The organism is Streptomyces canus (assembly GCF_001514145.1).
Classification (GTDB): domain Bacteria; phylum Actinomycetota; class Actinomycetes; order Streptomycetales; family Streptomycetaceae; genus Streptomyces; species Streptomyces canus.
The window spans coordinates 76,227-94,074 of sequence record NZ_KQ948664.1 but is presented as its reverse complement, the minus strand read 5'-3'; the positions used below and the strand labels follow the sequence as shown (position 1 = coordinate 94,074).

Below are 17,848 nucleotides of genomic sequence, written 5' to 3'. Positions count from 1 at the left end.
AGGTCGTTATCGTCCGCTTCATGAACCTTCGTCTGCTTGCCCTGTCGGGAGTCGTGGCGTGCGCGGTCGCGCTGCCGCTGGCCGTGGCCTCCGCGGGCCAGGTGGGCGACGGAGGCCGCAAGGTCGTACGCGATCTCGTGCGTCCTTCCGCGGAGCCTTCCTCGGTACGGCGTTCCGCCGCACGGCCTCCCGCGGAGCCTTCTGCTGTACGGTCTTCCGCCGCCGACGACTACAAGGCGCCGCTCGCCGATGCCGGCCGCTCCCCGCTGCTGCTCGGCCTGGGGCTGGCCACCGCCGCGCGCTGCGGTCCCGAACTGATCTCCCCCGAGGGCATCGAGGCGCAGACCTGTGTGCTCACGCAGGGCGAGGAGACCTGGGCGCGCACCTACTACCGCAATGCGACCGGCACGGTGCTGGACGCCGTGCTCAGCTTCATGGGACCCGACGGACGCACCGTGCAGATGCACTGCCCGGTCGGCGCCGGGGACGAGCCGGACAGCTGTGAGACACCCCGGGGGCGCACCCGGGGGACGCCGGCCGGCTACACGGCGGTCGCGGAGTTCGCCGCCCGGCGGGGCAGCGGACCACTGCTGCTGCGGGCCGGGAGCAACTCCGGGGAAACTACGGGCAGTTGACGCGAGGCGGCGTTCTGTAAAGGTGCCCGGACACAGAAAGACCCGGTTGCTGGCGACGGGGGATGCACCAGCAACCGGGCTATTGGAACCGTAACAAGAGATCGCCCGTTCGCAAATTCGACCGTGACGCTTCGTGGCTTATTCGGACACCGATTCGCCTTCTCCTGGGGGGAGTTGTGAGCGGACCCGGTCGTTCCGTGAAGATGCGGTGCGGCTGACCGAGCGGTCAGCCGCACCGGCTCTGTCAACTCAGCGTGACCTGGCGGTTGGTGAGGCCGCCGCGGGCGCGGCGCTCGTCGGCGGTCAGCGGTGCGTCCGTGGCCAGAGCACCTGCGAGCCGCTCGGCGAACTCGGCGGCCGGCTTCTCGACATCCTCCGCGGTGACCCCGCTCGGCAGGTCCCAGACCGGCACGGTGAGGCCGTGGGCGCGGAAGGAACCGACGAGCCGGGTGCCCTCGCCGAGGCTCGACTTCCCGGCCGCGTGCAGTCGCGCGAGCGCGTCCAGAAGTTGCTCCTCGGGGTGCGGCATGACCCAGCGCAGGTGGTTCTTGTCCGGCGTCTCGCACCAGTAGGCGGCGTCGACACCGGTCAGCCGGACGGTCGGGATGGCCGCGGCGTTGGCACGCTCCAGCGAGGCGGTCACCTCGGGCGTGGCGTTCTCCGCGTCCGGCACCCAGAACTCGAAGCCCTCGTGCACAACTGGCTCGAACGCGCCTTCGGGATCGAGCAGGTCCTGCAGCCGCGGGCCGTCGGCGGGAGCGCGCCGGCCTTCCACCGGGGTGCCCGGAGCCGCGGTGAGCGCGCGCTGGAGGGTGTCGGCGAGGTCGCGGCTGATGTCGCCGGACGCGGTGTCGTTCTGCAGGCCGAGCAGCACCGAGCCGTCGTCGCGGCGCAGGGCGGGCCAGGCCATCGGCAGGACCGTGGCCAGCGTGACCGACGGGACGCCTTCGGGCAGGCCGCTCTTGAGGGTCAGCTCGACCGTGGCGGCGGGGACCAGCTCGCGCAGGGCCACCCAGTCGCCCTCGCCCGCGAGGCTCTCGAAGGGGCGGTGCACCAGCTCGGTCGCGGCCTGTGCGGCGGCCCGGCCGTGGCAGGCCTTGTAGCGGCGGCCACTTCCGCACGGGCAGGGTTCACGGGCGCCGACGACCGGGACCTCCCCATCCGTGAGCTGCGGGCGCTTGGCCTTCGTCTGGGGTCGCTTCTTGGCCATCGTGGCTGTCTCCCGGTTACGGCTCGTCTCGTACGGGCGCGAGCCTAGCCGCTTGCGACTTGGCCGACGGGAGCCTGTGGACAACCCACCCGGGTGTCCTTCACGGACGCTCGGTCCAGGTCGCCTCAGCCGCGATCGTCGAACGCGTCCGAGAACTCCAGGTCGGGTATCGCCACCGACGGGGCCACGACCCGCGTGGCGAAGTCGTCCCGGCGGCGGCCGGCGTCCGGATCGTGAACGTCCGAGTGGACGATCACCCAGACCGTGACCTCGCCCCGGGCGTCGTCCCTGACGCCCCAGTCGTCGGCCAGCGCGGTGATGATGTTCAGCCCGCGGCCGCCGTGCGCGGTGACCGAGGGCGTGGCCGGAGCCGGTCGGGTGGGCCCGCCGCCGTCCGTCACCTCGACCGTGAGCCTGCCGCCCGTGTCCACCCGCCAGGCGGCGCGGACGTCACCGTCCCCGGCCAGGGCGTCGCCCAGCGGCCGGCCGTGTTTGCACGCGTTGCTCAAGAGTTCGGAAAGAATCAGTACGGCGTCGTCGATGACCGATTCCCTCACGCCACCCCTGCGCAGCTGCACGCGCATACGGTGTCTCGCTTCCCCCACGCCCGCAGGGCCATGGGGTACGGCCATGCTCGACGACGTGGGCACCTCCTGTGCCACCACCAACGCCACCCCCGAGACCTCCTTCGCCCCACGCCACGGTGTGGATGCCCCAATGGCCTGTACCGGAAACCGGCCAATCACGTTCCGCCGACGCATTCGTCACCATCGAACACGCACCGAACGCGCCGGGGCACACCCTGTGACGGAGGGGACGTCAGCGGCCCAGTCGGTCGAGCACCGCGCGCGGGCGATTGGTGATGATGGCGTCGACGCCCAGCTCGACGCAGAGGTCCACGTCCTCGGGCTCGTTCACCGTCCACACGTGCACCTGGTGACCCGCCCGCTTCAGGCGCTCGATGTAGCCGGGGTGGTTGCGCACGATGCGGATCGAGGGACCCGCGATCCCCACCCCCGCGGGCAGCCGGCCGTCCCGTAGCCGGGGTGAGACGAACTGCAGCAGATAGACCGTCGGAAGGGTCGGCGAGGCGGCACGCACGCGATGCAGCGACCGGGCCGAGAAGCTCATGACCCTGATCGGCGACTCGGCGGCCGAGGCGGGGGCGTCCAGGCCGAACCGCTTCAGGAGCACCAGCAGCCGCTCCTCGACCTGGCCGGCCCAGCGCGTCGGGTGCTTGGTCTCGATGGCCATCTCCACCCGTCGCCCCGCGTCGGCGACGAGTTCGAGCAGTCGCTCCAGGGTGAGGACGGAGGTGTCCTCCCGGTCCTCGGGCCGGTACACCCAGTCCGGCTCCTCGTCGCGGGTGCGCCAGAACTCCCGGGTCTTGCGGGAGCCGAAGTCCAGGGCGGCGAGGTCGGAGAGCTCGAGGGCCGAGACCGCTCCGCGGCCGTTGGACGTACGGTTGACCCGTCGGTCGTGGACGCACACGAGATGACCGTCGGCCGTGAGACGTACATCGCATTCGAGGGCGTCCGCACCGTCCTCGATCGCCTTCCGGTACGCGGCGAGAGTGTGCTCGGGAGCGTCTTCCGAGGCTCCGCGGTGGGCGACGACTTGAATCAGCTGCTGCCGTGCGTGGGTCACTGCGTCATGGTGCCACCGCTCTGGGGTACGCGTGCGAACGGAGGCATATGGATTGCGCCTCATTTGTCTTACATGGCCTATATAAAGAGCAGCCACGAACCCACAGGCACCGCTTATGGTGCCCTGACGGCCCGTGGGAAAAGCTGACGGCATACAAAAGGACATGCACAGCTGACGCACGCCGGACACCGAGCGGCACTGGCCGAGCGTGACCGAGTGCGACCGACAACCGACAGCCGTGACCGAGGAGAGAAGCTGTGAGCACCGAGAACGAGGGCACCGCGGTACCCCCGGCCCCGTCTGCACCCCCCGTGCCGGTGGACGCTCCCGCGGCTTCGACGCCTCAGGCCTCCGAGGCGGGCGCACCCACCACCCCGATCCCGCCGGTGCCGCCGCACGCCTCCGGCGGCGCACAGGGGCCGGAACTCGTGCATGCGGGACCGGCGCGGGCGTACGCCTCGGCGGAGAGTGGTGCTCAGCAGGGCGCGAGCGGCGCGCCGCAGCACCCCGGTCCGGGCCCCGAGGGCGCCTGGCCGCCGCCGCAGGCCCCGGGCACCCCGTTGTACGCCGACGGCGGCGCGGGCGGGGTGGGCGGAGCCTGGGGTTCGGGTTACCAGCAGCCCGCGCCGAAGCCGAAGAACGGCCGTGGTGGTCTCGTCGCGGCGGTCCTGGTGGCGGCGCTCGTCGCCGGCGGCGTGGGCGGCGGTCTCGGCTACACCCTGGCCAAGGACAACGACAACGGCTCCTCGACGACCCTCTCCGCCTCCGACAGCGGCGGCAGCGTCAAGCGGGACGCCGGCACCGTCGCGGGCGTGGCGCAGCGGGCCCTGCCCAGCACGGTCACCATCGAGGCCGAGTCCACCAGCGGCGAGGGCGGCACGGGCACCGGATTCGTCTTCGACACCCAGGGCCATATCGTCACCAACAACCACGTGGTGGCCGACGCGGTCGACGGCGGCAAACTGACCGCCACCTTCCCGAACGGCAAGAAGTACGACGCCGAGGTGGTCGGCCACGCGCAGGGCTACGACGTGGCCGTCATCAAGCTCAAGAACGCGCCGAGTGACCTCAAGCCCCTCACCCTGGGCAACTCCGACCAGGTGGCGGTCGGTGACTCCACGATCGCGATCGGCGCCCCCTTCGGCCTGTCGAACACCGTCACGACGGGCATCATCAGCGCGAAGGACCGCCCGGTGGCGTCGAGCGACGGCAGCGGCAGCAACGCCTCCTACATGAGCGCGTTGCAGACGGACGCGTCCATCAACCCGGGCAACTCGGGAGGCCCCCTCCTCGACGCGCAGGGCAACGTGATCGGCATCAACTCCGCGATCCAGTCCACCAGCGGCGGCGGCCTCGGCGGCACCAGCCAGTCCGGATCGATCGGCCTCGGCTTCGCCATCCCGATCAACCAGGCCAAGTACGTCGCCCAGCAGCTGATCAAGACCGGCAAGCCGGTCTACGCCAAGATCGGCGCGTCCGTCTCGCTGGAGGACTCCACGGGCGGCGCGAAGATCACCACCGAGGGCGCCGGCGGCTCGGACCCGGTCGAGGCGGGCGGTCCCGCGGCCAAGGCCGGCCTCAAGCCCGGCGACGTCATCACCAAGCTGGACGACCACGTGATCGACTCCGGCCCCACCCTGATCGGCGAGATCTGGACCCACAAGCCCGGTGACAAGGTCAAGATCACCTACGAGCGCGGCGGCCAGACCCACACGGTGGATCTCACCCTGGGCGCCCGCACGGGGGACAGCTGACCGGCACGCGCCCGTCCTGACCCGTTACTCTGGTCCCCGCGCCACGGTCACCGGCGGCGCGGGGTGGGTTGCCCGAGCGGCCTAAGGGAACGGTCTTGAAAACCGTCGTGGCGCGAGTCACCGTGGGTTCAAATCCCACACCCACCGCGGTAGTTCGTCAGTGCTGTTCAGGAAGGGTGCCCCTCGGCGAGGGGCACCCTTCCTGTTGCGGCCTACAGCTCGTAGTCCCGCGCGAGTTCCTCCCAGGCGATCTCCCTCAGCCCCTCCTGCGCGTCGCACTCGGAGGGCACGCGTGCGTGCGGCTGGAACCAGATGATCGTGAGGTGGGAGCCGTAGAGGATGGGATCGCGGGTGGGTGTCAGGGCCGTGGAGCGGAAGACGCCGACGCAGGCCACCGCCGGGAGCATCTCGACCGGGCCGAAGGCGCCCGGGTAGTGGTCCGGGTACTCGTGCGGGGGCGGTACCAGGTGCACAGGGGCGGTCGGGTAGTCGTGTTCGGCCGACCTCAGCAGGCCTTTGATCCTCAGCTCGTTGACCGGTCTGCACGGGTAGCCGTCCAGCATCCCGCCATACGTCGACGTCAGGCGCAGCTCCCCGAGGTCGACCCTGCGGCCGGAGGTCAGGACGAGCCGGGACAGGGTCATGATCGGCACTCTGTGGCGCTCCCATGGTGCTGGTGATGCTGTTCCGTTCTATGGCCGACGCCCCGACATCCGCGCCGCCGACGCGATCGTGGCTCGTGCCTCCCGTTCCGTGAGCCCCGTGGTGAGAGCCGCGTCGACCAGGGGCGCGACCAGGGCGGGGCCGATGCCGTTCTCGTAGGCGCGGCAGGCGGCCCAGAAGAGGCGGGTGTTGCGCTGGCCCTCGTGGGCGGCGAGGACGAACTGGACCAGACCCTGGCCCTGGTCGCCGGCCGAGGGGTGGGTCGCGGGGTGGGTGGGGCGCGGTGGCGGCAGGAGCAGGCGGAGCAGGGCGGGTGGGCAGGCCGCGGGGGCGAGGTGGGCGGTGCCGGGGGCGGTGGCGTAGACGCCGTGGTCGGTGCGGGAGCCGGGGCCGACGAGGTAGCCGCCGGCGCCCCGGATGTCGATGCCGGGGGCGAGGCGGCCGGCCGAGTTGGGGACGGCGGCGTCGGGCGGCCCTGTCAGCCACAGGTGGCGGCCGCCGCTCGGGGTCAGGACGACGACCGTGTCGGGGATCGTGAAGAGGTGGCGCAGGGCCAGTTCGCGCAGGGCCGCCGACGAGTCGGTGCCCGACTTGGTGTCGAGGTCCAGGCCGATCAGATGGTGGGGCGGGAGACCGCACGCGATGCCGTAGCCGGTCGCCCAGGGGGCCGCCGTGAAGAGTTCGCGGATACGGACGGGGTCGGTCGAGGCGTCGTAGACCCCGTGGCCGAACGAGCCGCACTCGCCGTGGCAGGGCGCGGCCAAGGAGCCGTCGTCGCGGTGGGGGGAGCGCAGGGCCGGGAGCTTGGTGCGGGACAGGGGGATGACGGCCAGCCCGCGCTCGGCGGCTGACAGGGCGTGTGCGAGGGCCAGCGTCGTGGCCTGCCGGTCGGTGGTGGCCATGTCTCCATGTTCGTACGTACGTTCGAAAAAGGGAAGGGGTGGCGGGGTCGGCGCGCCGGGGTCGAGGGATTGGCTGGAAAAGTGCCGGAACGCTTCCTCTGTTGTCCCACTTGGTGATTAAGCGCCCTTATCGTCCCGTTCTGCTGCCTGAAGTCGCGAAGGGGGTTTATCGACTTGTCCTCACGCTTCAGGGGGAATAACCGCTTCCGCTCTGGTTCACCGGGGCTTCGGTGGGCAACTCTGATCTCGCGACGTCGTGCACAGCACCGGGGCGGTCGGCCAACTGCCCTGGAATCAGCCTCACTTGACGTACTACCGGCAACAAGCCGGGTTCTGGAGGAAACACCATGGCAAGCATCCGTACCGCCCGCGTCATCGCCGCCGTCTCCGCGCTGCCGCTCGCCGCCGCACTCTTCACCGGCGTCGCGGCGGCGGACAACGGCGGCTTCGCGGACAACGGATCGAACGCGGGTGTCGCGAGCATCGTGGGCAGCGGTGTCGGGCACGACAACAACGGCAACTCGTCGACCACGCAGCAGAACGCCGTCGGCTCCGGTGCCTCGGCCCAGAGCAACACGGCGCAGGTCAAGGGCTCCGCGTTCACGGCCGTCAACCAGGGGAACAACAACACAACCGTCAACTTCACCCCGCTGTGGTGGTGATGCGCGAGGGCTGACGGGCCTCGACGGGGGACTTCTCGGGGGGGGCTTCATGGGGTGGGCTTCACAGGGTGGGACACGTCCGCGCGGCGGTGCTTCGGCGCCGCCGCGCAGGCGTGTTCGCGTGCGCGGCATCGGTCTTGACACCGCACTGGATCTGACGGACAGTCAGGAAATCTTGCGGACAAGGAGGTTGTCGTCATGGGCGACGATCCGGACACTCCGCCGCCTCGTCCGGACTTCTACGATCCGGACGACTCTGCGGCCCGGCCGAAGCCTCACGGTGCGAACGACTCGACGGCCCCGGGTCCCCGGGACCCTGACGCCGTGGCGGCACGGCCGCAGTCCGGCGACACGGGCGGCCCGGCAGTTCGGCCGTTGGCCGGCGACACGGACCACCAGACGCCCCGGCCCCACGCCCACCACCCGCCAGACGACCTGCTGACCCGGCTCAAGGCCTACGAAGGGCACCCCGCCGCCGTTGCCGGGGTTGGCAAGGACCCCGTCAATCTGCCCATGATCCGGCACTGGTGCGAAGCCCTGGGCGATGCCAACCCGGTCTACACCGGCCCCGGCGCCGTCGCTCCGCCCACCATGCTCCAGGCCTGGACGATGGGTGGGCTGACCGGGCACACGGGCAGGTCATCGGCGTACGACGAACTCCTCGCGCTCCTCGACGAGTCGGGCTGCACCTCGGTCGTCGCCACCGACTGCGAGCAGGAGTATCTCCAGCCCCTGCGCCCCGGTGACCGGATCACCTTCGACACCGTCATCGAGTCGGTCTCGGACCGCAAGACCACCAAGCTCGGCACCGGCCACTTCGTCACGACCCGCACCGACGTCCGCGTGGGCGAGACCCTCGTCGGCACCCATCGCTTCCGCATCCTGAAGTACGCGCCCGCACAACGGAAGAAGCCCCCCGCCCGGCCCCAACGCCCCCGCCCCGTCGTCAACCGCGACAACGCCGGCTTCTGGGAAGGCGTCGAACAGCACCGACTCCTCCTGCAGCGCTGCACCTCCTGCGCGACCCTCCGCTTCCCCTGGCTCCCGGGCTGCGCCCACTGCGGCGGCCCCGACTGGGACACGGTCGAGGCGAGCGGCGAGGGGACCGTCCACTCGTACGTCGTCATGCACCACCCGCCCTTCCCGGCCTTCGACCCTCCCTACGCCGTCGTGCTCGTCGAACTCGCGGAGGGCGTGCGGATGATCAGCAACGTGGTCGGGACGCCGTACGACAAGGTGCGGATCGGGATGCCGGTGCGGCTCGTCTTCCGGACGTACGACGGTGATCTCACCCTGCCCGTCTTCCGCGCCGCCGCCGAGGAGGCCGCCGTATGAGAAAGGGCGACGAGCTGCCACCCCTCGAGATCCCGATCACTCGCACGCTCATCGTCGCGGGCGCGATCGCCTCCCGGGACTACCAGGACGTGCACCACGACCCGGAACTGGCCCGGCAGAAGGGCTCCCCGGACATCTTCATGAACATCCTCACGACGAACGGCCTGGTGGGCCGCTACATCACCGACCACTTCGGACCACGGACCGTGCTCAGAAAGGTGGCCATCAGGCTGGGAGCGCCCAACTACCCGGGGGACACGATGGTGTTGACCGGAACCATAGAAGCTCTCGAAGACACCAGCGCCACCGTCCGGATCGTGGGGACCAACGGCATCGGCAACCATGTGACCGGGACGGTCACCTTCTCGATGAGGGACGCCGAATGACCGCACGCGCGCGTGACGCGCTCGGAGGCCGGGCCGCGATCGCCGGGATCGGGGCCACCGAGTTCTCCAAGGACTCCGGCCGCAGCGAACTGCGCCTGGCCGCCGAGGCGGTCCGCGCGGCGCTCGACGACGCGGGGCTCACGGCGGCCGACGTGGACGGCATGGTCACGTTCACGATGGACACCAGCCCGGAGATCACCGTGGCCCAGGCCTGCGGGATCGGCGAGCTGTCCTTCTTCTCCCGCGTCCACTACGGCGGCGGCGCGGCCTGTGCGACCGTCCAGCAGGCGGCACTCGCGATCGCCGCGGGCGTGGCCGAGGTCGTGGTCTGCTACCGCGCCTTCAACGAACGTTCCGGCCGCCGCTTCGGCTCCGGCGTCCAGCACCGCGAACCCTCCGCCGAGGGAGTCGCCCTCGGCTGGTCCCTCCCCTTCGGCCTGCTCACCCCGGCCTCCTGGGTGGCGATGGCGGCCCAGCGCTATCTGCATACCTACGGCCTCGACCCGGAGGCCTTCGGTCATGTGGCGGTGACCGACCGCGCGTACGCGGCCACCAACCCGGCCGCCTGGTTCCACGGCCGCCCCATCACCCTCGCCGACCACGCGGCCTCCCGCTGGATCGTCGAGCCGCTCAGGCTCCTGGACTGCTGCCAGGAGACCGACGGCGGCCAGGCGATCGTCGTCACATCCCTGGCACGCGCGCGTGCCCTCCCCCGCCGGCCCGCCGTGATCGCGGCCGCCGCCCAGGGCGCGGGCCGCGCCCAGGAACAGATGACCAGCTTCTACCGCGACGACCTCACCGGCCTCCCCGAGATGAACGTCGTCGCCCGCCAGCTGTGGCGCACCTCCGGCCTGAGTCCCCAGGACATCGACGTGGCGATCCTGTACGACCACTTCACCCCGTTCGTCCTGATGCAGCTGGAGGAGTTCGGCTTCTGTGCCCGGGGCGAGGCCGCGGACTTCGTACGCCGGGCCGAGCTCCCCCTCAACACCCACGGCGGCCAACTGGGCGAGGCCTACCTCCACGGCATGAACGGCATCGCGGAAGCCGTACGCCAACTGCGGGGGACGGCCGTGAACCAGGTGCCGGAGGCGGAGCGCGTGCTCGTGACGGCCGGGACAGGGGTACCCACGTCCGGGCTGGTGCTCGCCTCGGACGGGTAGCCCCCAGGGGTGATCCCGCAGTAGATGCGCCCCCCTCGTCCACCTTCAGGAGGTGCAGTCAGCCCCACCTCTACAACCTGAGGGGGAGTCGTCTTCGGGACCTGTGGCCGATGAGCGGGGGGTGGTCGCGAATCTAGCGTGGAGCCATGACCACACCCGTCTGCACCAGTGCTTCGAAGGCCGCCGTACCGGCGACGCAGACCCTCGCGTACCCCTCGTTCGCCTCGTACGTGAAGGCACGCCAGCCGGTGCTGCTGCGTACCGCCCGGTCGCTGACCGCGAACCCGAGCGACGCGGAGGACCTGCTGCAGACCGCCCTGACCAAGACCTATGTCGCCTGGGAGCGCATCGAGGACCACCGTGCCCTCGACGGCTACGTCCGCCGCGCCCTGCTGAACACGCGCACCTCGCAGTGGCGCAAGCGCAAGGTCGACGAGTTCGCGACCGACGAGATCCCCGAGCCCGACCCGGTGCCCGGCGACGACGACCCCGCCGAGCAGCAGGCGCTGCACGACGCGATGTGGCGGGCGATCATGAAGCTGCCGGCGCGGCAGCGGGCGATGGTCGTCCTCAGGTATTACGAGGACCTCAGCGAGGTGCAGACCGCCGAGGTGCTCGGGGTCTCGGTCGGGACCGTGAAGTCGGCGGTGTCCAGGGCGCTCGGCAAGCTCCGCGAGGACCCCGAGCTGGTGCTCGCCCGGTAGGGAACCGTGAGTGACGGTCGGCCGTTGTGAGGGCATCGTGACGTGATCGATCGCCCGGCTCTAGTGACATACCGAGCGGTATGTGCGCAGAATCGGCGCAACCCTTACTACCGCGTAGGCAATGTCGCCCCGGGAGGACGCCGTGCTGAGCACGATGCAGGACGTACCGTTGCTGATCTCCAGGATCCTGACCCACGGGTCGTCGATCCACGGCACCTCACAGGTGACCACCTGGACCGGCGAGCCGGAGCCGCACCGCCGCTCCTTCGCCGAGGTCGGCGCCCGCGCCGCCCAGTTGGCGCACGCCCTGCGCGAGGACCTCGGAGTCGCCGGGGACGAGCGGGTGGCGACCCTGATGTGGAACAACGCCGAGCATGTCGAGGCCTACTTCGCGATCCCCTCCATGGGCGCGGTCCTGCACACCCTCAACCTCCGCCTCCCGGCCGACCAGCTGACCTTCATCGTGGGCCACGCGGCCGACCGGGTCGTCATCGCCAACGGCTCGCTGCTCCCCCTGCTCGCCCCGCTGCTCCCGCACCTCAAGACGGTCGAGCACGTGGTGGTCTCCGGCCCCGGCGACCGCACGGCCCTCGAAGGCTCCCACGCGCGCGTGCACGAGTACGAGGACCTGATCGCCGGCAAGCCCACCACCTACGACTGGCCCGAGCTGGACGAGCGCCAGGCCGCCGCCATGTGCTACACCTCCGGCACCACGGGCGACCCCAAGGGCGTGGTCTACAGCCACCGTTCGATCTATCTGCACTCCATGCAGGTCAACATGGCCCAGTCGATGGGCCTGACCGACCAGGACACCTCGCTCGTGGTCGTCCCCCAGTTCCACGTCAACGCATGGGGCCTGCCGCACGCCACCTTCATGACCGGCGTCAACATGCTGATGCCGGACCGCTTCCTGCAGCCCGCGCCCCTCGCCGAGATGATCGAGCGCGAGCGGCCCACCCACGCGGCCGCGGTCCCCACCATCTGGCAGGGTCTGCTCGGCGAGCTCACCGCCAAGCCCCGTGACGTCTCCTCCCTCACCCAGGTCACCATCGGCGGCTCGGCCTGTCCGCCCTCCCTGATGGAGGCCTTCGACAAGCTGGGCATGCGGGTCTGCCACGCCTGGGGCATGACGGAGACCTCCCCGCTCGGCACCATCGCGCGCCCGCCGGCCCATGTGGCCGGCACCCCCGAGGAGTTCGCCTACCGCCTCACCCAGGGCCGCTTCCCGGCCGGCGTCGAGGCCCGCCTCAGCGGGCCCGGCGGCGAGCGCCTCCCCTGGGACGGCGAGTCCGCGGGCGAGCTGGAGGTCCGCGGCCCCTGGATCGCGGGCGCCTACTACAACGGCCCGGACGCCGAACCCCTGCGCCCCGCCGACAAGTTCAGCGAGGACGGCTGGCTGAAGACCGGCGACGTCGGCACGATCTCCGCCGACGGCTTCCTCACCCTCACCGACCGCGCCAAGGACGTCATCAAGTCCGGCGGCGAATGGATCTCCTCGGTCGAGCTGGAGAACGCCCTGATGTCCCACCCGGACGTCACCGAGGCCGCCGTCGTCGCCGTCCCCGACGACAAGTGGGGCGAGCGCCCGCTGGCCACGGTCGTCCTCAAGGAGGGCTCCACCGCGGACTTCGAGTCCCTGCGCGCCTTCCTCGCGAGTGACGTCTGCAAGATCGCCAAGTGGCAGCTCCCGGAGCGCTGGTCGATCATCGAGGCGGTCCCGAAGACGAGCGTCGGAAAGTTCGACAAGAAGGTGATCCGCAAGCGGTACGCGGAAGGGGAGCTGGACGTCACCCAGCTCTGAGACAGCGAGGGGTACGGGGAGCAGGGCCCTGCAGCCGGACCAGGGGTCCTGCTTCCCCGTACAACAACGGCGAACGGCCCTAGTTGGTGCCGATCCGCGCCAGCAGGTCCACGATCCGTGACTGCACCTCGGCGCTGGTCGACCGTTCGGCGAGGAACAGGACCGTCTCACCGGAGGCCAGCCGAGGCAGATCGGCCTGGTCCACGGCCGCGGTGTACACGACCAACGGGGTGCGATTCAGCTGCCCGTTCGCCCGCAGCCAGTCCACGATCCCGGCCCGCCGACGGTGCACCTGCATGAGGTCCATCACCACGAGGTTCGGCCTGAGCTGCCCCGCGAGCGTCACGGCATCCGTGTCACTCGCGGCCCGCGCCACCTGCATCCCCCGCCGCTCCAGCGTCGCGGTCAGCGCCAGCGCGATCTCCGCGTGCTCCTCGATCAGCAGCACGCGCGGCGGGTGCTGCTCGCTGTCCCGCGGGGCCAGCGCCTTCAGCAGTACGGCGGGATCGGCGCCGTACGCCGCCTCCCGCGAAGCCTGCCCCAGCCCGGCGGTCACCATGATCGGCACCTCGGACGCCACCGCCGCCTGCCGCAGCGACTGGAGCGCGGTCCGCGTGATCGGCCCCGTCAGCGGGTCCACGAACAGCGCGGCGGGGAACGCCGCGATCTGCGCGTCGACCTCCTCGCGCGACTGCACGATGACCGGCCGGTACCCACGGTCGCTGAGCGCCTGCTGGGTCGTCACGTCCGGCGCGGGCCACACCAGCAGCCGCCGCGGATTGTCCAGCGGCTCCGGGGGCAGTTCGTCGTCCATCGGCTGCGGCCGGGGGGTGTGCGGGATCTCGACGGCCCCGCCGGGACCGTCCAGCGGCTCGGGTCCCTCGGCGGCGTTCTCGTCGGGCGCCCCTATGGCGTACGACCGTCCGGCCGCCTCGGTGGCGTGCGCGAGCCGCGACTGCCCGGCCAGCGACGGCTGCGGTGTCTGCGCCGGTGCGGCTGCGACCTGCTCGGCCGCCGGATGCGGACGGGCCCCCTGGTCCGGGGCCGCGGGGGCAGCGGGGTCGGGCCGGGTACCGAGCTTGCGCCGCCGCCCCGAACCGCCGGGTTGCTGCGGGGGAGGCGTGGCCGTCCCCGGCTGCTGCACCTGGGCCGCCTGCCGGGTGAACGGGACCCCCTGACCAAGGGTGCGCACGCTGATCGCCCGGCCCTGGGTGGAGTTCGGGTCGACGGGTGCGGCCGCGGCTTCGGCGGGCAGCGGCTGCGCGACCCGGGCCTGCAGGGGCGTCCCGGGCGGCGGAGTGGCCTGACCGGCTTCGGGGGCCTGCGCCGGCTGGGGGGCGGGCTGGTTCGGGGGTACGGCGGTGGCGGCGCCGTTCGCCGGTACGGGTGTGGCGGCGCCGGCGGCGTCGTGGCTGGTGGGCCACGGTTGGGGAGCGGGCGTGGCCTGCGACTGGTCCGGTGCCGGGACCTGGGGCTGAGGTGTCTCGGCGGGGAGGGGCTGGTTGGGGGCGAGGCCGGGCTGGGCCGGGGCCGCCTGGAGGGGCGACGCCGGGGCGGGTGCGGTCTGCGGAACCAGGCCGACCTGTCCGGTCGCGTTCTGTACGGGGACACCCGGGAACTGGGCCGACGGCACCGCGCCCGGGGCGGCTGCTTGGACACCCTGTCCGGGCGCCTCGGCGGGCTGGGCCACGGCCCGTCGGCGACGGCCCGTCGGCGCGTTGGTGGGGTGCGGCTGCGGCGGGGTGTGGTCGTCGGCCTGGTCGTGCGGCACGGCGTCGTGCCGACCGTCGTCGGCGGGGACGGCGTGACCGGGGGCCTGGGCGAGACCGTTGGCCGGGACGGGGGAGGGGAGGGGAGCGGCCGGCGAAACGGGGGCCTGGGTCTGTCCGGGGTGCTGCATCTGACCCGGGATCTGAGCCTGCCCCGGTGCCTGGATCTGCCCGGGTACCTGTACCTGACCCGGGAGTGGTGCCGAGCCCGGGGCCTGACCTTGGCCGGGGACCTGAGTCTGACCCGGGGCCTGAACTTGCCCGGGGACCTGTGCCTGACCCGGTCCATGGATCTGGCCGGGCACCTGGCTTTGCCCAGGTACCTTCGTCTGGTCCGCGAGCTGCCCCATGCCCTGGCCCGGCAGGTGAGCGGGGGCTGCGACCTGAGCCGGGCCTGCGACCTGGTTCGGCACCTGACCCTGGCTGTGGGCCTGCGCCTGCCCCGGGATCTGAGCCTGGCCCGGAATCTGCCCCGACGCCGGCCCTGTCGTCTGTCCCTGTGCCTGCCCCGGCGCCTGGATCTGCCCGGGTACCTGCATCTGGCCCGGGAGCTGCCCCATGCCCTGGCCGGCGAGGTGAGCGGGTTCTGCGACCTGGTTCGGCATCTGACCCTGGCTGTGGGCCTGCGCCTGCCCCGGGATCTGAACCTGGCCCGGAATCTGCCCCGACCCCGGCGCCGGCGTCTGTCCCTGTCCCTGCACCGGCGTCAGTCCCGCCGCGGCCGCCTCGTCGGACGGTCGGTCCGCCTCGGCGGGCGGGAGGGCGAACACCGCGCGGGGGGCCGCTTCCTGCGCGGCCGCGCGCTCCGACGCGGCGGCGAGGGCGCGCCGTCGACGCCCGTCCTGCTGCGGGGTGCCCGTGCCGGAGGAACCCTGCCCGGCGACCTGGAGCTCCGCCTGCGCCTGGCCCGGTTCGGCGGAGCCGCCCGCGGGCAACGCCGCCGGCAGCGCGTGCTGTTCGCCGCCGTCGTTCAGCGCCCGACGCCCGGCCGGCACCGGCACGCCCTGCGGCGGCACGGTCCCGCCGAGACCGGTACCCGCGGCGGCGGACCCGGCGCCGTGCTCGCCGGCCATCACCACGGCACCCTCGGACACACCGGCCTCGGCGGGCCGAGCACGGCGCCGACCGGTACCCCCGGAGCCGTCCCCGTCGTCGCCGGAGGCCTGCGCCGGTACGGACACGGGCTGCTCCCGTTCGGCCTCGGCCCGCCGCCTGCGCCGCCCGGTGGGCGCCACGGATTCGTCGGTCTCGGCCGGGACGTCGGCGTCCAGGAAGGAGTCGGTGGAGGAACGCCGTGCCCGCCGCCGCCCGCCGCCCTCGGCAGGGGCGGTCTCCACTGGGGCGGTTTCCACGGGGGCGGCCTCCAGCGCGGCCGGACCGGGAGCCGCGACAGCCCCTGCCCCACCGCCGATGGGCACTTCGAGGACGTACGCGCTGCCGCTCATGCCCGGCACCTCGTGCGTCTGCAGCACACCGCCGTGGGCGCGCACGATCCCGCGCACGATCGGCTCGTGCACCGGGTCTCCCCCGGCGTACGGCCCGCGCACCTCGATCCGTACGCCCTCGCCGCGCTGCGCGGCCGCCACCACGACCGTGTTGTCCATGTAACCGCCCGCGGACACGGGAGAGTTCCCGGTCGCGTCGACCCCGGCCACGTCCGCGATGAGATGCGCGAGCGCGGTCGCGAGGCGCTGGGCGTCGACCTCGGCCTCGATGGGCGGTGCGTGCACGGCGAACTGGACGCGCCCCGGCCCGATGAGTTCGACCGCGCCGTCCACACCGGCGGCGACGACCGCGTCGAGCATGACGTTCGTACGGACGATGTCGTCGGTGCCGGCGTCGAGGCGCTGGTAGCCGAGGACGTTGTCGATGAGGTTGGTGATGCGGGAGTAGCCGGCCGAGAGGTGGTGCAGGACCTGGTTGGCCTCGGGCCACAGCTGGCCGGCGTCGTCGGCGGCGAGCGCGGACAGTTCGCGGCGCAGTTCGTCGAGGGGGCCGCGCAGGGAGCGGCCGAGCAGGGTGAGGAGCTGGTCGTGGCGCCCGGCGAGCGCCTCGTAGCGGTCCTTCTCGCGCTCCCCGAGCGCGGCGTACCGCTCCTCACCGGAGGCGACTTCCTCGTCGTGCTGCTCCTGGAGCTCCTCCAGTTCGGTGATGTGCTTCTGGCGCAGCGCGGTGAGTTCGGAGGCGTGCTCCTCCTCGAGCCGCTCCAGCTCCGCCGCGTGGGCCTGCTCGGCGGCGGTCTTCTCGTCGGCGAGCGAGTCGTAGGGCCGCCGGTCGGTGAAGGTGAGCACGGCGCCGACGAGCTGGTCGCCGTCGCGCACCGGCGCGGTCGTCAGGTCCACCGGGACCTTCTCGTCCTTCTTCGACCACAGCACCTGTCCGCGCACCCGGTGCTTGCGCCCGGAGCGCAGGGTGTCGGCGAGGGGGGACTCCTCGTACGGGAAGGGGGTGCCGTCGGCGCGGGAGTGCAGGATGAGGTCGTGGAGCTCGCGGCCGCCGAGGTCGCTGGCCCGGTAACCCAGTATCTGGGCGGCGGCCGGGTTGACGAGCACGATCCGCCCGTCTGTGTCGGTCCCCACGACGCCCTCCGAGGCGGCCCGCAGGATCATCTCGGTCTGCCGCTGCGACCGTGCCAGCTCTGCCTCGGTGTCCACGGTCCCGGTGAGGTCGCGTACGACGAGCATGAGCAGCTCGTCGCCGCTGTAGCCGTAACCGTCGTAGGCCTGCTGGCCGTTCTCCAGGTTGGCGCTGGTGACCTCGACGGGGAACTCGGTGCCGTCGGTCCGCCGGGCGACCATCCGGGTCGGCTTGGTGCGCCCGCGCGGGTCCATGTGATCGGGCCGCCGCATGGAGCCCGGGATGAGCCGCGAGTCGAAGTGCGGCAGCAGATCGAGCAGCCCGCGCCCGACCAGCGCGGTGCCCGGCGCCTCGAACGCCTCCAGCGCGATGGTGTTGGCGTTGACGACGGTCCCATTGGCGTTGACCAGCACCAACGCATCGGGAAGCGCGTCGAGTATGGCTGCGAGGCGAGCAGCGCCTCGGGATGGCCTGCTGCTCACGAGACGCTTCCTCCCTGTTACCGCACCTTGCCGACCGTTCGGGCCATCTTGCCAAGGGGCCCGCGACGTGTCACGCGAGGGAGTCTAAGCGCAGCCGTTGCGCGGGGGGTGCTGGATGAGAGGGAGGTCGCACGACGAAGTGAAGTAGAACGTGTGAC

General features: G+C 72.0%; 14 protein-coding genes and 1 tRNA gene. 9 read left to right on the top strand and 6 right to left on the bottom strand.

Going from position 1 to position 17,848, the window contains the following annotated elements; all coding sequences use genetic code 11:
* Nucleotides 1-20: 20 nt before the first annotated feature.
* Nucleotides 21-635 (top strand): hypothetical protein, encoded by a 615-nt coding sequence (locus tag AQJ46_RS27465; protein ID WP_059208359.1) that lies wholly within the window; start codon nt 21-23, stop codon nt 633-635.
* Between the two features lie 244 nt (nt 636-879).
* Here AQJ46_RS27465 and AQJ46_RS27460 read toward each other — a convergent pair whose 3' ends face one another.
* From AQJ46_RS27460 to AQJ46_RS27450, 3 genes are all read right to left on the bottom strand, one after another.
* A complete protein-coding gene (locus AQJ46_RS27460; RefSeq protein ID WP_059208126.1) occupies nt 880-1,845 on the bottom strand; it encodes a DUF5926 family protein in 966 nt (321 codons plus the stop codon).
* A 125-nt stretch (nt 1,846-1,970) separates the two neighbouring features.
* Nucleotides 1,971-2,606, bottom strand: a complete 636-nt coding sequence (locus tag AQJ46_RS27455; RefSeq protein WP_059208125.1) for an ATP-binding protein — start codon at nt 2,604-2,606, stop codon at nt 1,971-1,973.
* A gap of 58 nt (nt 2,607-2,664) precedes the next feature.
* Nucleotides 2,665-3,492 (bottom strand): glycerophosphodiester phosphodiesterase, encoded by an 828-nt coding sequence (locus tag AQJ46_RS27450; protein ID WP_057609222.1) that lies wholly within the window; start codon nt 3,490-3,492, stop codon nt 2,665-2,667.
* 257 nt (nt 3,493-3,749) lie between these two features.
* Here AQJ46_RS27450 and AQJ46_RS27445 point away from each other — a divergent pair, with 257 nt between their 5' ends.
* On the top strand, nt 3,750-5,246 hold the full coding sequence (locus AQJ46_RS27445) for a S1C family serine protease (RefSeq protein ID WP_059208124.1): 1,497 nt from the start codon (nt 3,750-3,752) through the stop codon (nt 5,244-5,246).
* Between the two features lie 62 nt (nt 5,247-5,308).
* Nucleotides 5,309-5,393, top strand: a tRNA-Ser gene (locus tag AQJ46_RS27440).
* Nucleotides 5,394-5,458: 65 nt separating this feature from the next.
* On the opposite strand, the gene AQJ46_RS27435 is transcribed toward AQJ46_RS27440, so the two are convergent.
* On the bottom strand, nt 5,459-5,890 hold the full coding sequence (locus tag AQJ46_RS27435; protein ID WP_059208358.1) for a hypothetical protein: 432 nt from the start codon (nt 5,888-5,890) through the stop codon (nt 5,459-5,461).
* 48 nt (nt 5,891-5,938) lie between these two features.
* Nucleotides 5,939-6,811, bottom strand: a complete 873-nt coding sequence (locus AQJ46_RS27430; RefSeq protein WP_059208123.1) for a bifunctional DNA primase/polymerase — start codon at nt 6,809-6,811, stop codon at nt 5,939-5,941.
* Between the two features lie 347 nt (nt 6,812-7,158).
* On the opposite strand from AQJ46_RS27430, the gene AQJ46_RS27425 reads away from it, so the two are divergent.
* From AQJ46_RS27425 to AQJ46_RS27400, 6 genes are all read left to right on the top strand, one after another.
* On the top strand, nt 7,159-7,473 hold the full coding sequence (locus AQJ46_RS27425) for a hypothetical protein (protein ID WP_057609228.1): 315 nt from the start codon (nt 7,159-7,161) through the stop codon (nt 7,471-7,473).
* Nucleotides 7,474-7,848: 375 nt separating this feature from the next.
* Nucleotides 7,849-8,808, top strand: a complete 960-nt coding sequence (locus tag AQJ46_RS27420) for a bifunctional MaoC family dehydratase N-terminal/OB-fold nucleic acid binding domain-containing protein (RefSeq protein WP_059208357.1) — start codon at nt 7,849-7,851, stop codon at nt 8,806-8,808.
* A complete protein-coding gene (locus tag AQJ46_RS27415; protein WP_059208122.1) occupies nt 8,805-9,194 on the top strand; it encodes a MaoC family dehydratase in 390 nt (129 codons plus the stop codon). Before AQJ46_RS27420 ends, AQJ46_RS27415 begins: the two co-directional genes overlap by 4 nt.
* The gene (locus AQJ46_RS27410) at nt 9,191-10,357 is read left to right on the top strand and encodes a lipid-transfer protein (RefSeq protein ID WP_059208121.1); all 1,167 of its coding nucleotides are present in this window, start codon (nt 9,191-9,193) and stop codon (nt 10,355-10,357) included. Before AQJ46_RS27415 ends, AQJ46_RS27410 begins: the two co-directional genes overlap by 4 nt.
* A 146-nt stretch (nt 10,358-10,503) precedes the next feature.
* Nucleotides 10,504-11,061 (top strand): SigE family RNA polymerase sigma factor, encoded by a 558-nt coding sequence (locus tag AQJ46_RS27405; RefSeq protein WP_057609235.1) that lies wholly within the window; start codon nt 10,504-10,506, stop codon nt 11,059-11,061.
* A gap of 121 nt (nt 11,062-11,182) precedes the next feature.
* Complete coding sequence (locus AQJ46_RS27400) at nt 11,183-12,862, top strand: long-chain fatty acid--CoA ligase (protein WP_063803849.1); 1,680 nt, start codon at nt 11,183-11,185, stop codon at nt 12,860-12,862.
* Nucleotides 12,863-12,941: 79 nt separating this feature from the next.
* On the opposite strand, the gene AQJ46_RS27395 is transcribed toward AQJ46_RS27400, so the two are convergent.
* Nucleotides 12,942-17,690, bottom strand: a complete 4,749-nt coding sequence (locus tag AQJ46_RS27395; RefSeq protein WP_107117342.1) for a PAS domain-containing protein — start codon at nt 17,688-17,690, stop codon at nt 12,942-12,944.
* Nucleotides 17,691-17,848 lie beyond the last annotated feature (158 nt).

Bases quoted from the DNA above. Each gene is read 5' to 3' on its own strand.
- AQJ46_RS27465 (WP_059208359.1), top strand. From the start codon at position 21: ATGAACCTTCGTCTGCTTGCCCTGTCGGGAGTCGTGGCGTGCGCGGTC.
- AQJ46_RS27460 (WP_059208126.1), bottom strand. From the start codon at position 1,845: ATGGCCAAGAAGCGACCCCAGACGAAGGCCAAGCGCCCGCAGCTCACG.
- AQJ46_RS27455 (WP_059208125.1), bottom strand. From the start codon at position 2,606: ATGCGTCGGCGGAACGTGATTGGCCGGTTTCCGGTACAGGCCATTGGG.
- AQJ46_RS27435 (WP_059208358.1), bottom strand. From the start codon at position 5,890: ATGACCCTGTCCCGGCTCGTCCTGACCTCCGGCCGCAGGGTCGACCTC.
- AQJ46_RS27430 (WP_059208123.1), bottom strand. From the start codon at position 6,811: ATGGCCACCACCGACCGGCAGGCCACGACGCTGGCCCTCGCACACGCC.
- AQJ46_RS27425 (WP_057609228.1), top strand. From the start codon at position 7,159: ATGGCAAGCATCCGTACCGCCCGCGTCATCGCCGCCGTCTCCGCGCTG.
- AQJ46_RS27415 (WP_059208122.1), top strand. From the start codon at position 8,805: ATGAGAAAGGGCGACGAGCTGCCACCCCTCGAGATCCCGATCACTCGC.
- AQJ46_RS27410 (WP_059208121.1), top strand. From the start codon at position 9,191: ATGACCGCACGCGCGCGTGACGCGCTCGGAGGCCGGGCCGCGATCGCC.
- AQJ46_RS27405 (WP_057609235.1), top strand. From the start codon at position 10,504: ATGACCACACCCGTCTGCACCAGTGCTTCGAAGGCCGCCGTACCGGCG.
- AQJ46_RS27400 (WP_063803849.1), top strand. From the start codon at position 11,183: ATGTCGCCCCGGGAGGACGCCGTGCTGAGCACGATGCAGGACGTACCG.